Source organism: Roseobacter sp. AzwK-3b, from assembly GCF_000170875.1.
Classification (GTDB): Bacteria; Pseudomonadota; Alphaproteobacteria; order Rhodobacterales; family Rhodobacteraceae; genus Roseovarius; species Roseovarius litoreus.
The window spans coordinates 54,851-73,936 of record NZ_ABCR01000010.1; the positions used below are offsets into that span (position 1 = coordinate 54,851).

Below are 19,086 nucleotides of genomic sequence, written 5' to 3' on the forward strand. Positions count from 1 at the left end.
CATATGCGCTCCGGGGCTTAGTTTCGCGCCATGGGCAAACAGTGTTTCTCGCGACGATTTTTCATTGGGGCCGCACTGAGCGGTCTGGGAACGGCTGCATGCTCGCAGGCGCCCGCGACATCGCTGCGCCCCGTGGCGCGACCGGTCGGGGCCGGGCAAAGGGTTGCGTCGGGCGCCGAGGCGCTGATCGATGCGGCCAACCTGGGCGGGCGCGTCACATACAGCGTGATGGATGTGAAAAGCGGGCTTATCCTCGAGGGGCGGGGCGGCCACGAGGGGCAGCCTCCGGCCAGCGTCACGAAGGCGATCACGGCGATCTATGCGCTGCGGACCTTGGGCGGCGATTTCCGCTTCAGCACGAGGCTGCTGGCGACGGGGCCGATCGAGAATGGTATTCTGAACGGCGATCTCATTCTGGCGGGGGGCGGCGATCCCACGCTGGACACGGATTCCCTGGCGGCGATGGCGGCGGAGTTGAAACGCAAGGGCGTGCGCGAGGTGCGCGGTGCGTTCCGGGTCTGGGGTGGCGCGCTGCCGTTCGAGCGGGTGATCGACCCGACCCAACCCGAGCATGTCGGCTATAACCCGTCGGTGTCTGGCCTGAGCCTTAATTTCAACCGCGTGCATTTTGAATGGAAACGCGGCAGCAACGGGTACAGCGTGACGATGGACGCGCGCTCGAACGCGCACCGTCCGGCGGTGACCATCGCCCGCATGGCGATCGCACGGCGCGAGGGGCCGGTCTATACCTATCGCGATGGCGGCGATCACGACGCATGGACGGTGGCGAGCGGTGCGCTGGGCAATGGCGGGGCGAGGTGGCTTCCGGTGCGCAAGCCCGAAGCCTATGCCGGCGAGGTCTTCGCCAGTTTCGCGCGCTCGCACGGGATCGTCCTGAAGCCGGGCGGCGCTGTGACGCGTGCGCAGCAAGGCGAGGCGCTGGTGGTGCATCGCAGTGCGCCGCTGACCGAAGTGTTGCGCGACATGCTGAAATATTCCAACAACCTGACCGCCGAGTTGGTCGGTATGGCGGCGACGGCAAAGCGCGTCGGGAGCGCGCAGTCGCTGTCGGCCTCGGCGCGGGAAATGAGCCGTTGGGCGCGCAGCGATCTGGGTATGGAGGGCGCCGCGCTGGTGGATCATTCCGGTCTTGGTGAGCGGTCACAGCTGTCGGCGGAGGCCATGGCGCGCGCGCTGGTGCGGGTGCGCGGCGATGGGCAGCTGAACCCGATCCTCAAGGATTTTCCGCTGCGCGACGGTAATGGCCGGGTGGATCACCGCCATCCGATCAAGGTGGCGGCCAAGACCGGAACGCTATATTTCGTGAGCTCTTTGGCAGGCTATGTCACCGCGCCCGATGGCACCGAGATGGCATTTGCCATTTTTTCCGCCAATACCGCACAGCGCGCCCGTATCGACCGAGGCGCGGCCGGGCGGCCGCCGGGCTCTGCCAGCTGGAATGCAAGGTCGAAGACATTGCAGCAAGAGCTGATCGAACGCTGGTGCGAGGTCTACGGCAGTTAAAGCGTTTCAGGCGATCAGGCCGCAACAGTAATCGCAGTGCCCCAAAGACCGCAGTTTTCGGCAAGATGGCCGGGCAGGGCGCGATCCGTGAAGACGTGGTCGATATCGCGCAGCGAGCCGATGCGCACCGGCGCGCTGCGTTTGAATTTCGAGTGATCGGCCACCAGAAACACCTCGCGGGAGCGTTTGAGGAGGGTCTGTCCGACGACGACTTCCTGAATGTCGAAATCCAGCAGGTCGCCATCCTCGTCGAGAGCTGAACAACCCAATATCGCGTAATCGAATTTGAAATTCTCGATGGTGCGGACGGTCAGGTTGCCGACCAACCCGTTATCAGCGCGGCGCAATGTGCCGCCGGCTACCACGATTTCGCAGCTTTTGTTGGCCAGCAGGGTATTGGCCACGTTCATGTTGTTGGTGACCACCATCAGGTTGTCATGATCGAGAAGCTCGCGGGCCACGGCCTCGGTTGTGGTGCCTATATCCAGAAAGACCGACGCGCTGGCGGGGATCGCTGCAGCGCAGGCGCGGCCGATGGCCTGCTTGGCGTCTTCGTTCAGGCGGCGGCGTTCCTCGTAGATGATGTTGCTCACGCCCGAGGGCAGGATCGCGCCGCCATGCACCCGTTCGAGTTTGCCGGCATTTGCCAGTTCGGTCAGGTCACGGCGGATCGTCTGGACGGTGACATCGAAGCGTTCGGCCAGATCCTCGACCATGACCTTGCCCTCGAGACGAGCGATTTCGAGGATGTCGGGATGGCGGAAGGATTGGGACACGTCGGCGCGGCTCCTGCTGTGTTGTTCGATTATGTTCGTTTTGGGCGGGCATTCAAGTCTGGCGTTCGATTCGTTCCGTTATGGATGTGATTTTCTGGTTTTCAAGGTTTCTGCAGGTGCGAAATGGCGGAGAAAACCATTCAATAACAAGGTGAAATTGCAAAGCGAAAATAAACGAACATTCGTCATTGACTTGATCGTGGCTTCCGTGTTTCGTTTGCGCTCACATCCGGCCATGAGAGGGGGAGGCTCAGGTGCCATCAGCCAAAGGCGATGAAAGTATCGATCTGTTCGTGGTCGGAGGCGGCATCAATGGCTGCGGTATCGCGCGCGATGCGGCGGGCCGGGGGCTGAGTGTCGAGCTGGCCGAGATGAACGATCTGGCCTCGGCCACCTCTTCGGCATCCACCAAGCTGTTTCACGGCGGGCTGCGGTATCTTGAGTATTTCGAGATCCGGCTGGTGCGCGAGGCGCTGATCGAGCGCGAAACGCTTCTGAGGGCGATGCCCCATATCAGCTGGCCGATGCGCTTCGTGCTGCCTTATCACCGCGACATGCGGTTCGAGGGCGAGACACCGACATCGCGGTTGTTGAACATGGTGATGCCGTGGATGAAGGGGCGCAGACCCGCCTGGCTGATCCGGCTGGGGCTGTTTCTTTACGATCATCTGGGAGGCCGCGAGATCCTGCCGGGCACGCGTAGCGTGGATCTGGCGAGCGATCCGGCGGGGCGGCCCTTGAAAGACAAGTTTACCCGGGCGTTCGAATATTCCGATTGCTGGATCGAGGACAGCCGGCTGGTGATCCTGAACGCGCGCGACGCTGAGGCCCGCGGTGCGGTGATCCGGACCCGGACGAGGGTTGTCTCGGCGCAGCGCGGCGAGGACGGGCTGTGGCTGATCCGGACGGAAGATACCCAGACGGGCGAGACGCGCGAGACGCGGGCAAGGGCGCTGGTCAATGCGGGGGGGCCGTGGGTCAAGGACGTGATCCAGAACACCCTGCGCCAGAATTCCTCCGAAGGTGTGCGGCTGGTGCGCGGCAGCCATATCGTGACGCGCAAGCTGTATGATCATGACAAGTGCTATTTCTTTCAGGGCGAGGATGGGCGGATCATCTTTGCGATCCCCTATGAGACGGATTTCACGCTGATTGGCACCACGGATGCCGAGCATGAGGATGTGTCCGCGAGGCCGGAATGCACGCCGGAAGAGGCCGAGTACCTGTGCCGCTTCGCGTCGGAGTATTTCCGCACGCCGGTCAGCCGGGAGGATATCGTCTGGACCTATTCGGGCGTGAGGCCGCTTTATGACGACGGCGCCAAATCGGCCACGGCGGCGACGCGGGATTATGTCCTGACGCTGGATGACATGGGCGGGGCGCCGCTGTTGAACGTGTTCGGCGGCAAGATCACGACCTATCGCAAGCTGGCTGAGGCGGCGATGGCCCGGATCGCGCCGTTCTTCGAGGGAGCGGAGCGCGAGTGGACGGCGGGCGTGGCGTTGCCCGGTGGAGATTTCGCGGTGGATGGCGTGGCGCAGTTGACCGCCGATCTGCGCCGGGCGTATCCGTTTCTGGATGCATTCTGGGCGGGGCGGTTGATCCGGGCCTATGGGACCGAGGCGGCGGTGATGCTGGGCGACGCGAAAACCCCCGAGGATCTGGGACCGGATTTCGGCGCGACCCTGACCGGGCGAGAAGTGGCGTGGATGATGCAGCGCGAATATGCCCGCAGCGCCGAGGATGTGGTCTGGCGGCGCACGCGGCTTGGGCTGAGATTGAGTGCCGACCAGATCGCCGCGCTGGAGGCGTGGATGGTCGAGGCGGCAACGCAAGACGATGCCACGACACCGCCGGCCAAGAGTTCGGCGGCGCTGAGGGCATGAGGGAGGGACGACGCGGATGACGCTGAAACTGGACGGTGTGTCGAAGGTGGTGAACGGGCAGGTGCATATCCACCCGACCGACCTGATCCTTGAGAAGGGCACGATGAACGTGCTTCTGGGGCCAACCTTGTCGGGCAAGACATCGCTGATGCGCCTGATGGCGGGGCTTGATGTGCCGAACGCGGGGCGCATCGAGTGGAACGGGGACGATGTGACAGGCATCCGTGTGCAGAGCCGCAATGTCGCGATGGTCTATCAGCAGTTCATCAACTACCCCTCGATGAGCGTCTATGACAATATCGCCTCGCCCTTGCGGCTGATGGGCAAGCCCAAGGCCGAGATCGACGCAGCCGTACACAAGACCGCCGAGCTGATGAAGCTGACCCCGATGCTGGGCCGCAAGCCGCTGGAGTTGTCGGGTGGCCAGCAGCAGCGCTGCGCGCTGGCGCGCGCGCTGGTCAAGGGCGCGGGGCTGGTCCTGCTGGACGAGCCGCTGGCCAACCTGGATTACAAGCTGCGCGAGGAATTGCGCGTGGAAATCCCCAAGATCTTCGAGGAATCCGGCGCGATCTTCGTCTATGCGACGACCGAGCCGGAGGAGGCGCTTTTGCTGGGCGGCAACACGGCGACCCTTTGGGAGGGTCGGGTCACGCAGTTCGGGCCGACTCCCGACGTCTATCGCCGTCCGGTGGATGCGATCACCGCACGGGTGTTCAGCGATCCGCCGATGAATTTCCTGCAGGTCAGCAAGACAGGCAACAAGCTGCTGTTCGGCGACGGGCAAAGCGCGCCTGCCGTGGGCAAGCTGGCCGAGATCCCCGACGGTCGCTATACCGCCGGGTTCCGGCCCAACCATCTGGAGATCGGCAAGCATACCGCCGATGCGATGAAATTCGTCACGCGCCTGACGGTGACCGAATTGACCGGCTCGGAAACCTTCGTGCATCTGGATCACCATGGCGAGCGTTGGGTCGGGCTAATCCACGGGGTTCACGATCTGCCGCTCGGTGCCGATCTGGAGGTCTTTCTGGATCCGCGACATGTCTATGTGTTCGGCGAGGACGGGGCACTGGTGGCGCCCGCGGCCTATGCGCTGGCGGCCTGAGGAGGAGGGGAAGAATGGCGAAGATCACGCTCGATAACCTTGCACATTCCTACCTGCCCAAACCTGCGGGCGAGGAGGATTACGCTCTCAAGGAATTGAACCACGATTGGGAGGATGGCGCGGCCTATGCGCTTCTCGGGTCGTCGGGATGCGGGAAATCCACGCTGCTCAATATCATCTCGGGGTTGCTGCATCCCAGTCAGGGCCGGGTTCTGTTCGATGGGCGCGATGTGACACGCGCGCCGACCGCCGAGCGCAATATCGCGCAGGTGTTCCAGTTTCCGGTCGTCTACGACACGATGACAGTGCATGACAATCTGGCCTTCCCGCTGCGCAACCGAGGCCGCGACGAAGCCTATGTGGCCGAACGCGTGCAGGAGGTTGCCCGGATGATCGGCATGGAGGCCGATCTTAACCGCAAGGCGCGGGGTTTGACGGCGGATGCCAAGCAGAAGATCAGCCTTGGCCGGGGCATGGTGCGCAAGGATGTGAATGCGCTTTTGTTCGATGAGCCGCTGACGGTGATCGACCCGCATATGAAATGGGAGCTGCGCACGCAGCTCAAGTCGCTGCATCACGAATTCGGGCACACGATGATCTATGTGACCCACGACCAGACCGAGGCGCTGACCTTCGCGGACAAGGTGGTGGTCATGTATGACGGGCGGGTGGTCCAGATCGGCACGCCCCAGGAGCTGTTTGAACGTCCCGAGCATACATTCGTTGGGTATTTCATCGGCTCGCCGGGCATGAACGTGATCCCCGCCAAGGTCGACGGAAAGCACGCCTATATCAACGGATCCTCGGTGGAGTTGGGTGGCGGGTATGGCGTGCTCGATGGCAAGGTGGAGATCGGCGTGCGCCCGGAATTCGCCCGCCTGTCCGACAGCGATGGCTTGCCGGTGAAAGTGCGCCGGGTCGAGGATGTGGGCCGCCACAAGATCGTCCGGGCCGAGTGTTTTGGCAGTGACATCAATATCATCGCCGGCGAGGGAGACCGGATTGGCGCGGACATGACGCGGGTGGTCTTCGATCCCGCGCATGTGAATGTCTATGCCAATGATTGGCGCGTGTCGCCCGAGGGCGCAGGAAACGGATCTGCCGGGGAGGCCGCGTGATGCAGGAAAAAACGGTCAATCAGAAGGCATGGTTCCTTGTGCTGCCGGTTCTGGTGCTGGTGGCCTTCTCGGCGGTCATTCCGCTGATGACGGTGGTCAATTATTCGGTTCAGGACACGTTCGGCGGCAACCAGTTCTTCTGGGCGGGGCTGGAGTGGTTCGACGATCTGCTGCATTCCGAGCGGATGTGGAATGCGCTTGGCCGTCAGCTGGCCTTTTCGGCGATCATCCTCGCGATCGAGGTGCCGCTTGGCATTCTGGTCGCGCTGAGCATGCCGAAAAGCGGGTTCTGGGCCAGCTTCTGTCTTGTGGTGATGTCGCTGCCGCTGTTGATCCCATGGAACGTGGTCGGCACGATCTGGCAGATCTTTGGCCGGGTCGATATCGGCTTGCTGGGTCACACGCTGGACAAGCTGGGCATTCCCTACAACTACACGCAGGATTTCATCTCGGCTTGGGCCACGGTGATCGTGATGGATGTCTGGCACTGGACCTCGCTGGTGGCGCTGCTGGCCTATGCCGGTCTGCAATCCATTCCCGACGCCTATTATCAGGCGGCCAAGATCGATCAGGCGAGCCGCTGGAAAGTGTTCCGCTATATCGAGCTGCCGAAGATGGCAGGCGTTCTGATGATCGCGATCCTGCTGCGGTTCATGGACAGTTTCATGATCTATACCGAGCCTTTCGTGGTCACCGGGGGCGGGCCGGGCAATGCCACCACCTTCCTGTCGATCGACCTTGTGAAAATGGCGCTTGGGCAGTTCGACCTCGGTCCGGCGGCGGCGTTCTCGATCATGTATTTCCTCGTGATCCTGCTGATCTCGTGGGTGTTCTATACGGTGATGACCAATCTTGACCGGCGGGAGGGCAAGTAAATGGCCGATCTGAGCACACAAGCCCCCGCCCGAGGTCTGAGCCTGCCGAAGGTCAACAGCCGCGCCGTGGTGATGACGCTGTATCTGGTGTTCCTGATGCTGCCGATCTACTGGCTGCTGAACATGAGCCTGAAGACGAATGCCGAGATCCTTGGCGAATTCTCGCTCTGGCCCCGAGATCTGACGCTGCAGAACTATGTGACGATCCTGACCGATGCCAGCTGGTACATGGGCTATGTCAATTCGCTGATCTATGTGGTGATGAACACGGTGATTTCGGTGGCGGTGGCGCTGCCGGCGGCCTATGCGTTCAGCCGCTATCACTTCATGGGCGACAAGCATCTGTTCTTCTGGCTGCTGACCAACCGGATGGCGCCGCCCGCGGTGTTCGCGCTGCCGTTCTTCCAGCTTTATTCGTCGGTGGGCCTGTTCGATACGCATATCGCCGTGGCGCTGGCGCATTGCCTGTTCAACGTGCCGCTGGCGGTGTGGATCCTCGAAGGGTTCATGCGCGGCGTGCCCAAGGAGATCGACGAGACCGCCTATATCGACGGCTACAGCTTCGGGCGGTTCTTCGTGAAGATCTTCATGCCGCTGATCGCCTCGGGCATCGGGGTCGCGGCGTTCTTCTGTTTCATGTTCTCATGGGTGGAGCTGCTGCTGAGCCGGACGCTGACATCGGTGGACGCAAAGCCCATCGCGGCGACGATGACGCGCACGGTATCGGCCAGCGGGCTGGATTGGGGCGTGCTGGCGGCGGCGGGTGTGCTGACGATCGTGCCGGGCGCCTTGGTCATCTACTTCGTGCGCAATTACATCGCCAAGGGCTTTGCCCTGGGCCGGGTCTAGGAAAGGAGAGACGTCATGGACTGGATGGCATGGACATGGCCGACAGCGATTTTCTTTCTGAGCATCGCGGGGCTTCTCATCATCTTTTCGATCCTTGCGATCAAGTTCCCCGAAACGCCGCGCACGGGCATTCTGCGGATCGAGACGACGCGGGGAGACCGCCTGTTCATCACACTTCTGGGGTCGGCCTTCATCAATCTTGGCTGGCTCGGGATTGTCGGCGCGCATCAGCCATATGCGCTGCTGGTTTGCCTGATCTATGCCTTTGCGGTGTTTCGCTGGGTCTAGGAACAGGCAGCGGGCCGGGGAGGGAGGAGACCCGGCGCGCTTATCACGCAGTTCCTCGACAAAAGACGATTGAACGGTTCAAAAGGGAGGAAATAGACCAATGAACCTGACCTTGAAATCAACAACGGCCCTGGGGCTTGCCCTGACGCTGATGTCCGGCCCGGCCTTTGCCGGAATGGACGAGGCGCGCGCCTTCCTGGATTCGGAGATCGGCGATACGTCGGTTCTGACCCGCGAGGAGCAGGAAGCCGAGATGCAATGGTTCGTCGATGCCGCGCAGCCTTTTGCGGGCATGGATATCCGGGTGGTGTCAGAGACCATCACCACGCATGAATATGAGGCCAAGGTTCTGGCCCCGGCCTTTACCGCGATCACCGGCATCCAGGTCACCCATGACCTGATCGGCGAAGGCGACGTGGTGGAAAAGCTGCAGACGCAGATGCAGTCGGGCGAGAACATTTATGACGCCTATGTCAACGATAGCGATCTGATCGGCACGCATTGGCGGTACCAGCAGGTGCGCAACCTGACCGACTGGATCGCCGGCGAAGGTGGCGACGTGACCAACCCCGGTCTCGATCTGGACGATTTCATCGGCACGGAATTCACCACAGCACCTGATGGCAAGCTCTATCAGCTGCCAGACCAGCAGTTCGCGAACCTCTACTGGTTCCGGTATGACTGGTTCAACGACGAAAAGAACAAGGCCGACTTCAAGGCCGCCTATGGCTATGATCTGGGCGTTCCGGTCAACTGGTCGGCCTATGAGGATATCGCCGAGTTCTTCACCGGGCGCGATCTGAGCCATCTTGGGGTCGAGGGCGAAGTCTTCGGCAACATGGACTACGGCAAGAAAGACCCGAGCCTTGGCTGGCGCTATACCGATGCGTGGATGTCAATGGCCGGCATGGGCGACGTGGGTGAACCCAACGGCCTGCCGGTCGACGAATGGGGCATCCGGGTGAACGAGAACAGCCAGCCTGTGGGCGCCTGCGTTGCGCGCGGCGGTGCCGCAAACAGCCCGGCGGCTGTCTATGCGGTGGAAAAGGCGATCGAATGGCTGCAGAAATACTCGCCCCCCGCAGCACAGGGCATGACCTTCTCGGAAGCTGGCCCGATCCCCGCACAGGGCAATGTGGCCCAGCAGATGTTCTGGTACACCGCCTTTACCGCAGCCTCGGTCGAGCCTGATCTTCCGGTGATGAACGAGGACGGCACGCCCAAGTGGCGCATGGCCCCCAGCCCGCATGGCGCCTATTGGCAGGACGGCATGAAGGTCGGATATCAGGATGTGGGCAGCTGGACGCTGATGAAATCCACACCTGTCGATCGCGCCAAGGCCGCATGGCTTTATGCGCAGTTCGTGACATCCAAGACCATCGACGTGAAGAAAAGCCATGTCGGCCTGACCTTCGTGCGTGAAAGCACGATCCAGCACGACAGCTTCACCGAGCGGGCGCCGAAACTGGGCGGTCTGGTGGAATTCTACCGCAGCCCGGCGCGCACCCAGTGGTCGCCCACCGGCACCAACGTCCCCGACTATCCCAAGCTGGCACAGCTGTGGTGGCAGAATATCGGTGACGCCATGTCGGGCGCCAAGACCGCCAAGGAGGCACTGGACAGCCTGTGCAGCGACATGGAAAACGTCATGGCGCGTCTCGAGCGGGCTGGCGTTCAGGGCGATATCGGTCCGGTCATGAACGACGAGCAGGGCGAGGACTATTGGCTGGCACAGCCCGGTTCGCCCAAGCCCAAGCTGGAAAACGAGGAAGAAGAGCCGATCACCGTCAGCTATGACGAGCTGATCGCGAGCTGGAAGTAAGTTCCTTGCTTGATGGGGCGGCGGTTGACGTCGCCCCGTTTCAACTCCCTGTTGGCCGGACATGCGCCACGCATGACAGACTGGCCCGGCCAGACTGCGGCCGCTACAACAGTGGCGGCCGCTTTTTCACAAGACAGACTGCGCAGGACAAGACAGATGACGCATATCCTAGCCATCGACCAAGGCACCACATCAAGCCGGGCGATCCTGTTCGACAGTGATATGAAACTGGTTGCCACCGCGCAGGAGGAATTTCGCCAGCATTACCCGGATTCAGGCTGGGTCGAGCATGACCCCAATGATCTGTGGTCGACCACCGCCGGCACCTGCCGCGAAGTGATCGAACGCGCCGGGTTGCGCGGCACGGATATCGCCGCCATCGGGATCACCAACCAAAGGGAAACCACCCTTGTGTGGGATCGCAAGACAGGGGTGCCCATCTATAATGCGATCGTCTGGCAGGATCGGCGCACCGCAGGATATTGCCGCGAGCTGCGAGATGCAGGCCATGAGCCGATGGTCAGCGATCGCACCGGCCTGCTGCTGGACCCGTATTTTTCTGGCACCAAGCTGAAATGGATTCTCGATAACGTGGACGGCGCCCGCGCGCGGGCCGAGAAGGGCGAGCTTCTGTTCGGCACGGTGGACAGTTTCCTGATTTGGAAACTGACCGGCGGTGCCGTGCACGCGACCGACGCCACGAATGCCGCGCGCACGCTTCTTTATGACATCCGCAAGGGACGCTGGAGCGCCACGATCTGCGAGCTTCTGGATATCCCGATGCAGATGCTGCCCGAGGTGCGCGACAGTGCCGCCGATTACGGCGTGGCCCGCGCCGACCTTTTCGGTTGCGACATTCCGATCCGGGGTGTTGCGGGCGATCAGCAGGCGGCAACCGTGGGGCAGGCCTGTTTCACGCCGGGCATGATGAAATCGACCTATGGCACGGGGTGCTTTGCCCTGCTCAATACCGGGCAGGTGCCCGTCGCCTCGCAGAACCGGCTTTTGACGACGATCGCCTATCAGCTGGATGGCCAGCCGACCTATGCGCTGGAGGGCTCGATCTTCATTGCGGGGGCCGTGGTGCAATGGCTGCGTGACGGCTTGAAAGTGATCCGTGAAGCAAGCGAAACGCAGCCGCTGGCTGAAAACGCCGATCCGGCACAGAACGTGGTGCTGGTGCCGGCCTTCACCGGGCTTGGCGCGCCTTATTGGAATGCCGAATGCCGAGGCGCCGTGTTCGGCCTGACCCGCAACTCGCGCCCCGAGGAGTTTGCCCGCGCCGCGCTTGAAAGCGTGGGGTTCCAGACGCGCGACCTGCTCGAGGCGATGCGCGCCGATTGGGCCGCGCAGGCGGGCGAGGGACAGGTCGCCACCTTGCGGGTGGATGGCGGGATGAGCGCGTCGGACTGGGCGATGCAGTTTTTGTCGGACATCATAGATGCGCCCGTGGATCGCCCGGAGGTTCTGGAAACCACGGCGCTTGGCGCGGCATGGCTGGCGGGCATGCAGATCGGGCTTTATCCCGGCTGCGAGGATTTCGCTCGGACATGGGCGCTTGAGCGGCAGTTCACTCCGGCGATGGACGCAGGGGAACGGGCGCGCAAATACGGTGCCTGGCAACGTGCCGTCGCCGCGACGCTGAGCTTCTGATCCAAGAGCCGGCGTCACGGGCGATCACTTCGCCGTGGGCGGTCTTTTGCAGGTGGGCAGGGCGGGGCATGTTATGTGCATCGTTCAGTGGTTGCGGAGGATAGACCATGTTGACCAGACGCCTGCTTCTTGCCGGGCTTGCCGCCGGCGTGCCGGCCGCCCTTTTGTTGAAGGGGCAGCCTGCCCATGCAGCAGAACCCGAAGTGTTCCTGAGAGACGGGCTTGCGGCTAATGGCCATGATCCGGTGGCCTATTTCACTGAAGGCAAGGCGGTCGAGGGCCGGGCAGAGCATGCGCTCGTCTGGAAAGACGTGGAGTGGCGGTTCTCGAGCGAGGCCAATCGTGCCGCCTTCGAGGCGGACCCCGAAGCCTATGCGCCGCAATATGGCGGCTATTGCGCCTATGCGGTCTCGCAGGGCTACACCGCGAGTACCGATCCGCGCGCGTGGTCCATTCATGAGGGGCGGCTTTATCTGAATTACAATCGCGCGGTGCGCGCCCTGTGGGCCCGCGACATTCCCGGACGGATTCGCAGCGCAGACGAGAACTGGCCTAGCGTGCTGCAGGGGTAAGCCGGGACTGCAGATCGGACGTGTGCGCAGGCGAAAGCTGGATGATGCGCGAGGAGGTGATGGTGAGTCGGGATCGAGTCGCCTCACGAGCGCGGGATTCGCCCGCTGACGTGCAGACGAATCGCTTTTCAGCACGCTGACGCAGGGGCAAGCCGGCCGGGCTGGGAGTGACGGAGTTGCCGTGGTGACCAAGGGGAGGGTCATCCGCAGAGATCACAGATGACGTGATGCGCAGGCCATGCTTTACGGCATACCAGCGAATATAGCTTGTTTTGTTGGCGAACGGCCCGGATCACAAGCAACGTGCCCGTTCTGGGCCGGTGATATACTGCGGCAGTCCGGCGGCCCGTCAGCCCGAATTTCGCTGGAAACCAGCTCCCTGAAAAAAGAATCGAAAGAAGTTTGAAAAAGGGGTTGCAGGGTTTGGTTGTTGGCCGTAAATACGCCTTCACCAGCGGCGCTGAGGCGGTGCTGGGCAGCTGGACGGTCTGACGGGGCGAAGCTTCTGAGGGTCGCGAGGTGGAAAAAACTTGAGGTACGAGAGGCAGGTTGCGCCGATAAGTTAGGGCGCCGCTTGTTGATTTTGTCTCTACGCTCTTTGAAATTGCAGGTATCTGAAGAGATATGTGGGCGGTTTGGTTCATTCGATGGATCAAGTCCTGCATATCAACTACCTAGGGTTTGGCGCGCGAGCGTTAGATCCGATGATGGATAGTCAGCTTCACTGTTTGAGTGGCTTCGTTTCTTTGGAGACGTTGTACATCAAACAGAGACTTCATCGACCCTGCCGGGTCGATGAGATGTGCAGGGTTCGAACGTCAAGGACAAGCTGGCAACAGCTTTTCAACTTGAGAGTTTGATCCTGGCTCAGAACGAACGCTGGCGGCAGGCCTAACACATGCAAGTCGAACGAGACCTTCGGGTCTAGTGGCGGACGGGTTAGTAACGCGTGGGAACGTGCCTTTCACTACGGAATAGTCCCGGGAAACTGGGTTTAATACCGTATACGCCCTTCGGGGGAAAGAATTTCGGTGAAAGATCGGCCCGCGTTAGATTAGGTAGTTGGTGGGGTAATGGCCTACCAAGCCTACGATCTATAGCTGGTTTTAGAGGATGATCAGCAACACTGGGACTGAGACACGGCCCAGACTCCTACGGGAGGCAGCAGTGGGGAATCTTGGACAATGGGCGCAAGCCTGATCCAGCCATGCCGCGTGAGTGATGAAGGCCTTAGGGTCGTAAAGCTCTTTCGCCAGGGATGATAATGACAGTACCTGGTAAAGAAACCCCGGCTAACTCCGTGCCAGCAGCCGCGGTAATACGGAGGGGGTTAGCGTTGTTCGGAATTACTGGGCGTAAAGCGCGCGTAGGCGGATTGGAAAGTTGGGGGTGAAATCCCAGGGCTCAACCCTGGAACGGCCTCCAAAACTCCCAGTCTTGAGTTCGAGAGAGGTGAGTGGAATTCCGAGTGTAGAGGTGAAATTCGTAGATATTCGGAGGAACACCAGTGGCGAAGGCGGCTCACTGGCTCGATACTGACGCTGAGGTGCGAAAGTGTGGGGAGCAAACAGGATTAGATACCCTGGTAGTCCACACCGTAAACGATGAATGCCAGTCGTCGGATAGCATGCTATTCGGTGACACACCTAACGGATTAAGCATTCCGCCTGGGGAGTACGGTCGCAAGATTAAAACTCAAAGGAATTGACGGGGGCCCGCACAAGCGGTGGAGCATGTGGTTTAATTCGAAGCAACGCGCAGAACCTTACCAACCCTTGACATCCCTGTCGCGGGAGCCGGAGACGGTTCCTTTCAGTTCGGCTGGACAGGTGACAGGTGCTGCATGGCTGTCGTCAGCTCGTGTCGTGAGATGTTCGGTTAAGTCCGGCAACGAGCGCAACCCACATCCCTAGTTGCCAGCAGTTCGGCTGGGCACTCTATGGAAACTGCCCGTGATAAGCGGGAGGAAGGTGTGGATGACGTCAAGTCCTCATGGCCCTTACGGGTTGGGCTACACACGTGCTACAATGGCAGTGACAATGGGTTAATCCCAAAAAGCTGTCTCAGTTCGGATTGGGGTCTGCAACTCGACCCCATGAAGTCGGAATCGCTAGTAATCGCGTAACAGCATGACGCGGTGAATACGTTCCCGGGCCTTGTACACACCGCCCGTCACACCATGGGAGTTGGGTTTACCCGAAGGCGGTGCGCCAACCTTTCGAGGAGGCAGCCGACCACGGTAAGCTCAGCGACTGGGGTGAAGTCGTAACAAGGTAGCCGTAGGGGAACCTGCGGCTGGATCACCTCCTTTCTAAGGATGTTCCTAGCTCTTGAGCGTCGCTTGCGGCGCCGGGACGTGGAACACTTAGCAAGATCGGTCAGTCAAGACCGGTCAAACATCACGGGCCAGGCCGTCCTCATATCTCTTCAGACCAAGGATTTCAGGCCTGCCGGCCTGTTTGGGTCGGTAGCTCAGGTGGTTAGAGCGCACGCCTGATAAGCGTGAGGTCGGAGGTTCAAGTCCTCCTCGACCCACCAATCTGCCTTCGCGCAGCGAAGGTGAAAGGCGTCAGGGTATCCGCGCAGCGGATGTCCCAAGAGCCGATTGCAGGTGCGTCTCGTGGATTGCCTTTGGCAATACACTGACCGCACGACGCGTGTTTTTCTTCGCAAAACACTCTGGGGCCTTAGCTCAGCTGGGAGAGCGCCTGATTTGCATTCAGGAGGTCAGGAGTTCGATCCTCCTAGGCTCCACCATACCTTGGACCGGGTTCATTGATTTGACCGCAAAGCACTGTCGAGTGCTTTGCCGTCCAATCGGACGCACTTTGATATCGTTTAGAGAGATACAATACGACACTGTTTGATGTCTGCGAGTGTGCAGGGATCTCGGTTCGGTTCCACCTTCGGGTGGAAGGCATCACGTCAGGCTGCTTCCTCAACCTGTCTGGTGTATCCCGGTCGAAACGAGCAGTGTTGTCCAAGTCAAGTACACTAACCCGAGCGGCCGCAAGGTCGCTCATAGTCTGGTCCTTAAGGGCCAGGCGGGAAAAGTACGACTTTTGGTTCGGAATAAAGGGATGCCGACTGACCAGCCGGTGTTCCGCGACGGGCGCAAGCCAGTCTTTTTCTGGATCAAATCAAGCGCGAGAAGGGCGTTTGGTGGATGCCTTGGCAGTAAGAGGCGATGAAGGACGTGATACTCTGCGATAAGCCATGAGGAGCTGAGAATAAGCTTTGATCCATGGATTTCCGAATGGGGCAACCCATCTGACAGTTGATTATAATTGCCTCTGGCGATTTATAATTGGCTGAACCAGATACTTAAAACCTGAATACATAGGGTTTTAAGAGCAAACCCGGAGAACTGAAACATCTAAGTACCCGGAGGAAAGGACAGCAATAGCTACTCCCCTAGTAGCGGCGAGCGAACGGGGACCAGCCGAGCCTTGAGAGTGACCAGAACATGTTGGGAAGCATGGCCATAGCGGGTGACAGCCCCGTATGGGAAGCTCGATGGGACGTATTAAGTAGGGCGGGACACGTGAAATCCTGTCTGAAGATCGGAGGACCACCTTCGAAGGCTAAGTACTCCTTACTGACCGATAGCGAACCAGTACCGTGAGGGAAAGGTGAAAAGCACCCCGACGAGGGGAGTGAAACAGTACCTGAAACCGGACGCCTACAATCAGTCGGAGCTTGACTGGACTCTAATGACAATCTGCTGCATCACCGTGGTCAAACGGACCATGAGAGTTGCGGCATGTCGGATCTAGCATTCATAACGGACGGCACCATTGCGGTGGTCGGGCTTATTGCCGGACTGATCGACATGGGGGTCAATCATTGTCCCAATAATGGATGCTTGGCGCAGCGTGAGGTTCAATCCTACACGAGTATCTCGGTCGGCGACACGGTGTTCCAGGAACGCACGGTCGGCGAAGAGATCTATCTGCGCCGCGAGACGCGCCATGCGAATGGGCCGTTTCAACTTGTCTACGGATTGTCCGCCACGTCGGATGGTGAGCTTTGGGCCGGGATCGGCCATGCTTACACGCTGACGAACCGGCGCGAAAATCTGTTTCTGCAATTCCACGCGATGGCGGGCCTTTACGAAGAGGGCAGCGGCGTCGATCTTGGTGGCCCGATCCAGTTCCGATCGGGGCTCGAGGTTGGATATCAGAACAAGACGGGCGTGCGCATGAGCGTCGGCGTCGACCACCGGTCGAACGCGGGGCTTTACAGCAACAACCCCGGTCTTGAGACGGTGCACTTCCGGGTCTCGATCCCGACGAAGTGAGCAGATCCGCGATATGATGATTGTCATTAGTGTCCAGTCTTGTGACGGCGTACCTTTTGTATAATGGGTCATCGACTTGGTCTATCTAGCAAGCTTAAGCCGTTAGGTGTAGGCGCAGCGAAAGCGAGTCTGAATAGGGCGAATGAGTTAGATGGATCAGACCCGAAACCGAGTGATCTAGGCATGACCAGGCTGAAGGTAAGGTAACACTTACTGGAGGGCCGAACCCACACCTGTTGAAAAAGGTCGGGATGAGTTGTGCCTAGGGGTGAAAGGCCAATCAAACTCGGAGATAGCTGGTTCTCTGCGAAATCTATTTAGGTAGAGCGTCATCCGAATACCCTCGGGGGTAGAGCACTGGATGGGTAATGGGGCCCCACAGGCTTACTGATCCTAACCAAACTCCGAATACCGAGGAGTACTAGATGGCAGACACACTGCGGATGCTAACGTCCGTAGTGAAGAGGGAAACAACCCTGACCTACAGCTAAGGCCCCTAATTCGTGGCTAAGTGGGAAAGCAGGTGGGACGACCAAAACAACCAGGAGGTTGGCTTAGAAGCAGCCATCCTTTAAAGATAGCGTAACAGCTCACTGGTCTAAACAAGTTGTCCTGCGGCGAAGATGTAACGGGGCTCAAGCCACGAGCCGAAGCTTAGGATGCCGTAAGGCATGGTAGCAGAGCGTAGTGTGACATAGGTCCATTCCTCCTTAGCGCCTTCGGGCGTGTTGGAGGAGAGGAGCTTTCGATGAAGCGGGCGCGTGAGCGATCCCGTGGAGAGATCACTAGCGAGAATGATGACATGAGTAGCGACAAACAGGGTGAGAGACCCTGTCGCCGAAAGTCCAAGGGTTCCTGCTTAAAGCTAATCTGAGCAGGGTAAGCCGACCCCTAAGGCGAGGCCGAAAGGCGTAGTCGATGGGAACCAGGTTAATATTCCTGGGCCAGATGGAAGTGACGGATCTCGAAGGTTGTTCGTTCTTATCGGATTGAACGGGCCGCTCAGAGGTTCCTGGAAATAGCTCCATCGCTAGATCGTACCCTAAACCGACACAGGTGGACTGGTAGAGAATACCAAGGCGCTTGAGAGAACGATGTTGAAGGAACTCGGCAAAATACCTCCGTAAGTTCGCGAGAAGGAGGCCCAGTTTCTACGCAAGTATTGGCTGGGGGCACAAACCAGGGGGTGGCGACTGTTTACTAAAAACACAGGGCTCTGCGAAGTCGCAAGACGACGTATAGGGTCTGACGCCTGCCCGGTGCCTGAAGGTTAAAAGGAGGGGTGAGAGCTCTGAATTGAAGCCCAGGTAAACGGCGGCCGTAACTATAACGGTCCTAAGGTAGCGAAATTCCTTGTCGGGTAAGTTCCGACCTGCACGAATGGCGTAACGACTTCCCCGCTGTCTCCAACATCGACTCAGCGAAATTGAATTGCCTGTCAAGATGCAGGCTTCCCGCGGTTAGACGGAAAGACCCCGTGCACCTTTACTACAGCTTCGCACTGGCATCAGGATTGTGATGTGCAGGATAGGTGGTAGGCTTTGAACCCGTGACGCTAGTCGCGGTGGAGCCTCCCTTGAGATACCACCCTTCGCACTCTTGATGTCTAACCGCGGTCCGTTATCCGGATCCGGGACCCTGCGTGGCGGGTAGTTTGACTGGGGCGGTCGCCTCCTAAAGCGTAACGGAGGCGCGCGAAGGTTGGCTCAGAGCGGTCGGAAATCGCTCGTTGAGTGCAATGGCAGAAGCCAGCCTGACTGCAAGACTGACAAGTCGAGCAGAGTCGAAAGACGGCCATAGTGATCCGGTGGTCCCGAGTGGAAGGGCCATCGCTCAACGGATAAAAGGTACGCCGGGGATAACAGGCTGATACTGCCCAAGAGTCCATATCGACGGCAGTGTTTGGCACCTCGATGTCGGCTCATCTCATCCTGGGGCTGGAGCAGGTCCCAAGGGTATGGCTGTTCGCCATTTAAAGAGGTACGTGAGCTGGGTTTAGAACGTCGTGAGACAGTTCGGTCCCTATCTGCCGTGGGTGTAGGATACTTGAGAGGAGTTGCCCCTAGTACGAGAGGACCGGGGTGAACGATCCACTGGTGGACCTGTTGTCGTGCCAACGGCAGTGCAGGGTAGCTATGATCGGACAGGATAACCGCTGAAGGCATCTAAGCGGGAAGCCCCCCTCAAAACAAGGTATCCCCGAGGGCCGTGGTAGACCACCACGTCGATAGGCCGGAGATGTAAGCGCAGCAATGCGTTCAGTTGACCGGTACTAATTGCCCGATAGGCTTGATTTGATCCAGTAGAAGACTGACTTC

General features: G+C 59.9%; 11 protein-coding genes, 2 tRNA genes and 2 rRNA genes. 14 read left to right on the top strand and 1 reads right to left on the bottom strand.

The genetic code is table 11. The features are described 5' to 3' along the window. Positions 1-30 precede the first annotated feature (30 nt). Entirely contained in the window at positions 31-1,524 is a 1,494-nt protein-coding gene (dacB, locus tag RAZWK3B_RS16065; RefSeq protein ID WP_007816992.1) for a D-alanyl-D-alanine carboxypeptidase/D-alanyl-D-alanine endopeptidase, read from the top strand. Between the two features lie 14 nt (positions 1,525-1,538). On the opposite strand, the gene RAZWK3B_RS16070 is transcribed toward dacB, so the two are convergent. After that, positions 1,539-2,300 (bottom strand): DeoR/GlpR family DNA-binding transcription regulator, encoded by a 762-nt coding sequence (locus RAZWK3B_RS16070; RefSeq protein ID WP_007816994.1) that lies wholly within the window; start codon positions 2,298-2,300, stop codon positions 1,539-1,541. Between the two features lie 254 nt (positions 2,301-2,554). On the opposite strand from RAZWK3B_RS16070, the gene glpD reads away from it, so the two are divergent. The 13 genes from glpD to RAZWK3B_RS16135 all read left to right on the top strand — a co-directional run bounded on the left by glpD (position 2,555) and on the right by RAZWK3B_RS16135 (position 19,065). Then, positions 2,555-4,186, top strand: coding sequence for a glycerol-3-phosphate dehydrogenase (gene glpD, locus RAZWK3B_RS16075; RefSeq protein ID WP_007816995.1), 1,632 nt, complete (start codon positions 2,555-2,557; stop codon positions 4,184-4,186). Positions 4,187-4,202: 16 nt separating this feature from the next. Beyond that, positions 4,203-5,291: an ABC transporter ATP-binding protein gene (locus RAZWK3B_RS16080; RefSeq protein ID WP_007816997.1), complete on the top strand. Its 1,089-nt coding sequence runs from the start codon at positions 4,203-4,205 to the stop codon at positions 5,289-5,291. Between the two features lie 14 nt (positions 5,292-5,305). Next, the gene (locus RAZWK3B_RS16085) at positions 5,306-6,409 is read left to right on the top strand and encodes an ABC transporter ATP-binding protein (RefSeq protein ID WP_007816998.1); all 1,104 of its coding nucleotides are present in this window, start codon (positions 5,306-5,308) and stop codon (positions 6,407-6,409) included. Further along, positions 6,409-7,284 carry a carbohydrate ABC transporter permease gene (locus tag RAZWK3B_RS16090; RefSeq protein ID WP_007817000.1) on the top strand — a complete coding sequence of 292 codons (876 nt, stop codon included), beginning with the start codon at positions 6,409-6,411 and terminating at the stop codon, positions 7,282-7,284. Before RAZWK3B_RS16085 ends, RAZWK3B_RS16090 begins: the two co-directional genes overlap by 1 nt. Further along, positions 7,285-8,133: a carbohydrate ABC transporter permease gene (locus tag RAZWK3B_RS16095; protein WP_007817002.1), complete on the top strand. Its 849-nt coding sequence runs from the start codon at positions 7,285-7,287 to the stop codon at positions 8,131-8,133. It abuts the gene before it with no gap. Positions 8,134-8,148: 15 nt separating this feature from the next. Further along, positions 8,149-8,421, top strand: a complete 273-nt coding sequence (locus tag RAZWK3B_RS16100; protein ID WP_007817003.1) for a DUF2160 domain-containing protein — start codon at positions 8,149-8,151, stop codon at positions 8,419-8,421. A 100-nt stretch (positions 8,422-8,521) separates the two neighbouring features. Further along, positions 8,522-10,243 (top strand): ABC transporter substrate-binding protein, encoded by a 1,722-nt coding sequence (locus tag RAZWK3B_RS16105; RefSeq protein ID WP_007817006.1) that lies wholly within the window; start codon positions 8,522-8,524, stop codon positions 10,241-10,243. Between the two features lie 156 nt (positions 10,244-10,399). Next, entirely contained in the window at positions 10,400-11,896 is a 1,497-nt protein-coding gene (gene glpK / locus RAZWK3B_RS16110; RefSeq protein WP_007817007.1) for a glycerol kinase GlpK, read from the top strand. Between the two features lie 107 nt (positions 11,897-12,003). Further along, entirely contained in the window at positions 12,004-12,468 is a 465-nt protein-coding gene (locus tag RAZWK3B_RS16115) for a YHS domain-containing (seleno)protein (RefSeq protein WP_007817009.1), read from the top strand. An 844-nt stretch (positions 12,469-13,312) separates the two neighbouring features. Next, a 16S ribosomal RNA gene (locus RAZWK3B_RS16120) occupies positions 13,313-14,779 on the top strand. Between the two features lie 150 nt (positions 14,780-14,929). After that, positions 14,930-15,006: transfer RNA gene (locus tag RAZWK3B_RS16125), tRNA-Ile, on the top strand. A gap of 143 nt (positions 15,007-15,149) precedes the next feature. Continuing rightward, positions 15,150-15,225, top strand: a tRNA-Ala gene (locus tag RAZWK3B_RS16130). 381 nt (positions 15,226-15,606) lie between these two features. Beyond that, positions 15,607-19,065 (top strand): 23S ribosomal RNA (locus tag RAZWK3B_RS16135). The 16S and 23S rRNA genes sit together here with 2 tRNA genes alongside, the layout of an rRNA operon. The last annotated feature ends 21 nt before the right edge of the window (positions 19,066-19,086 follow it).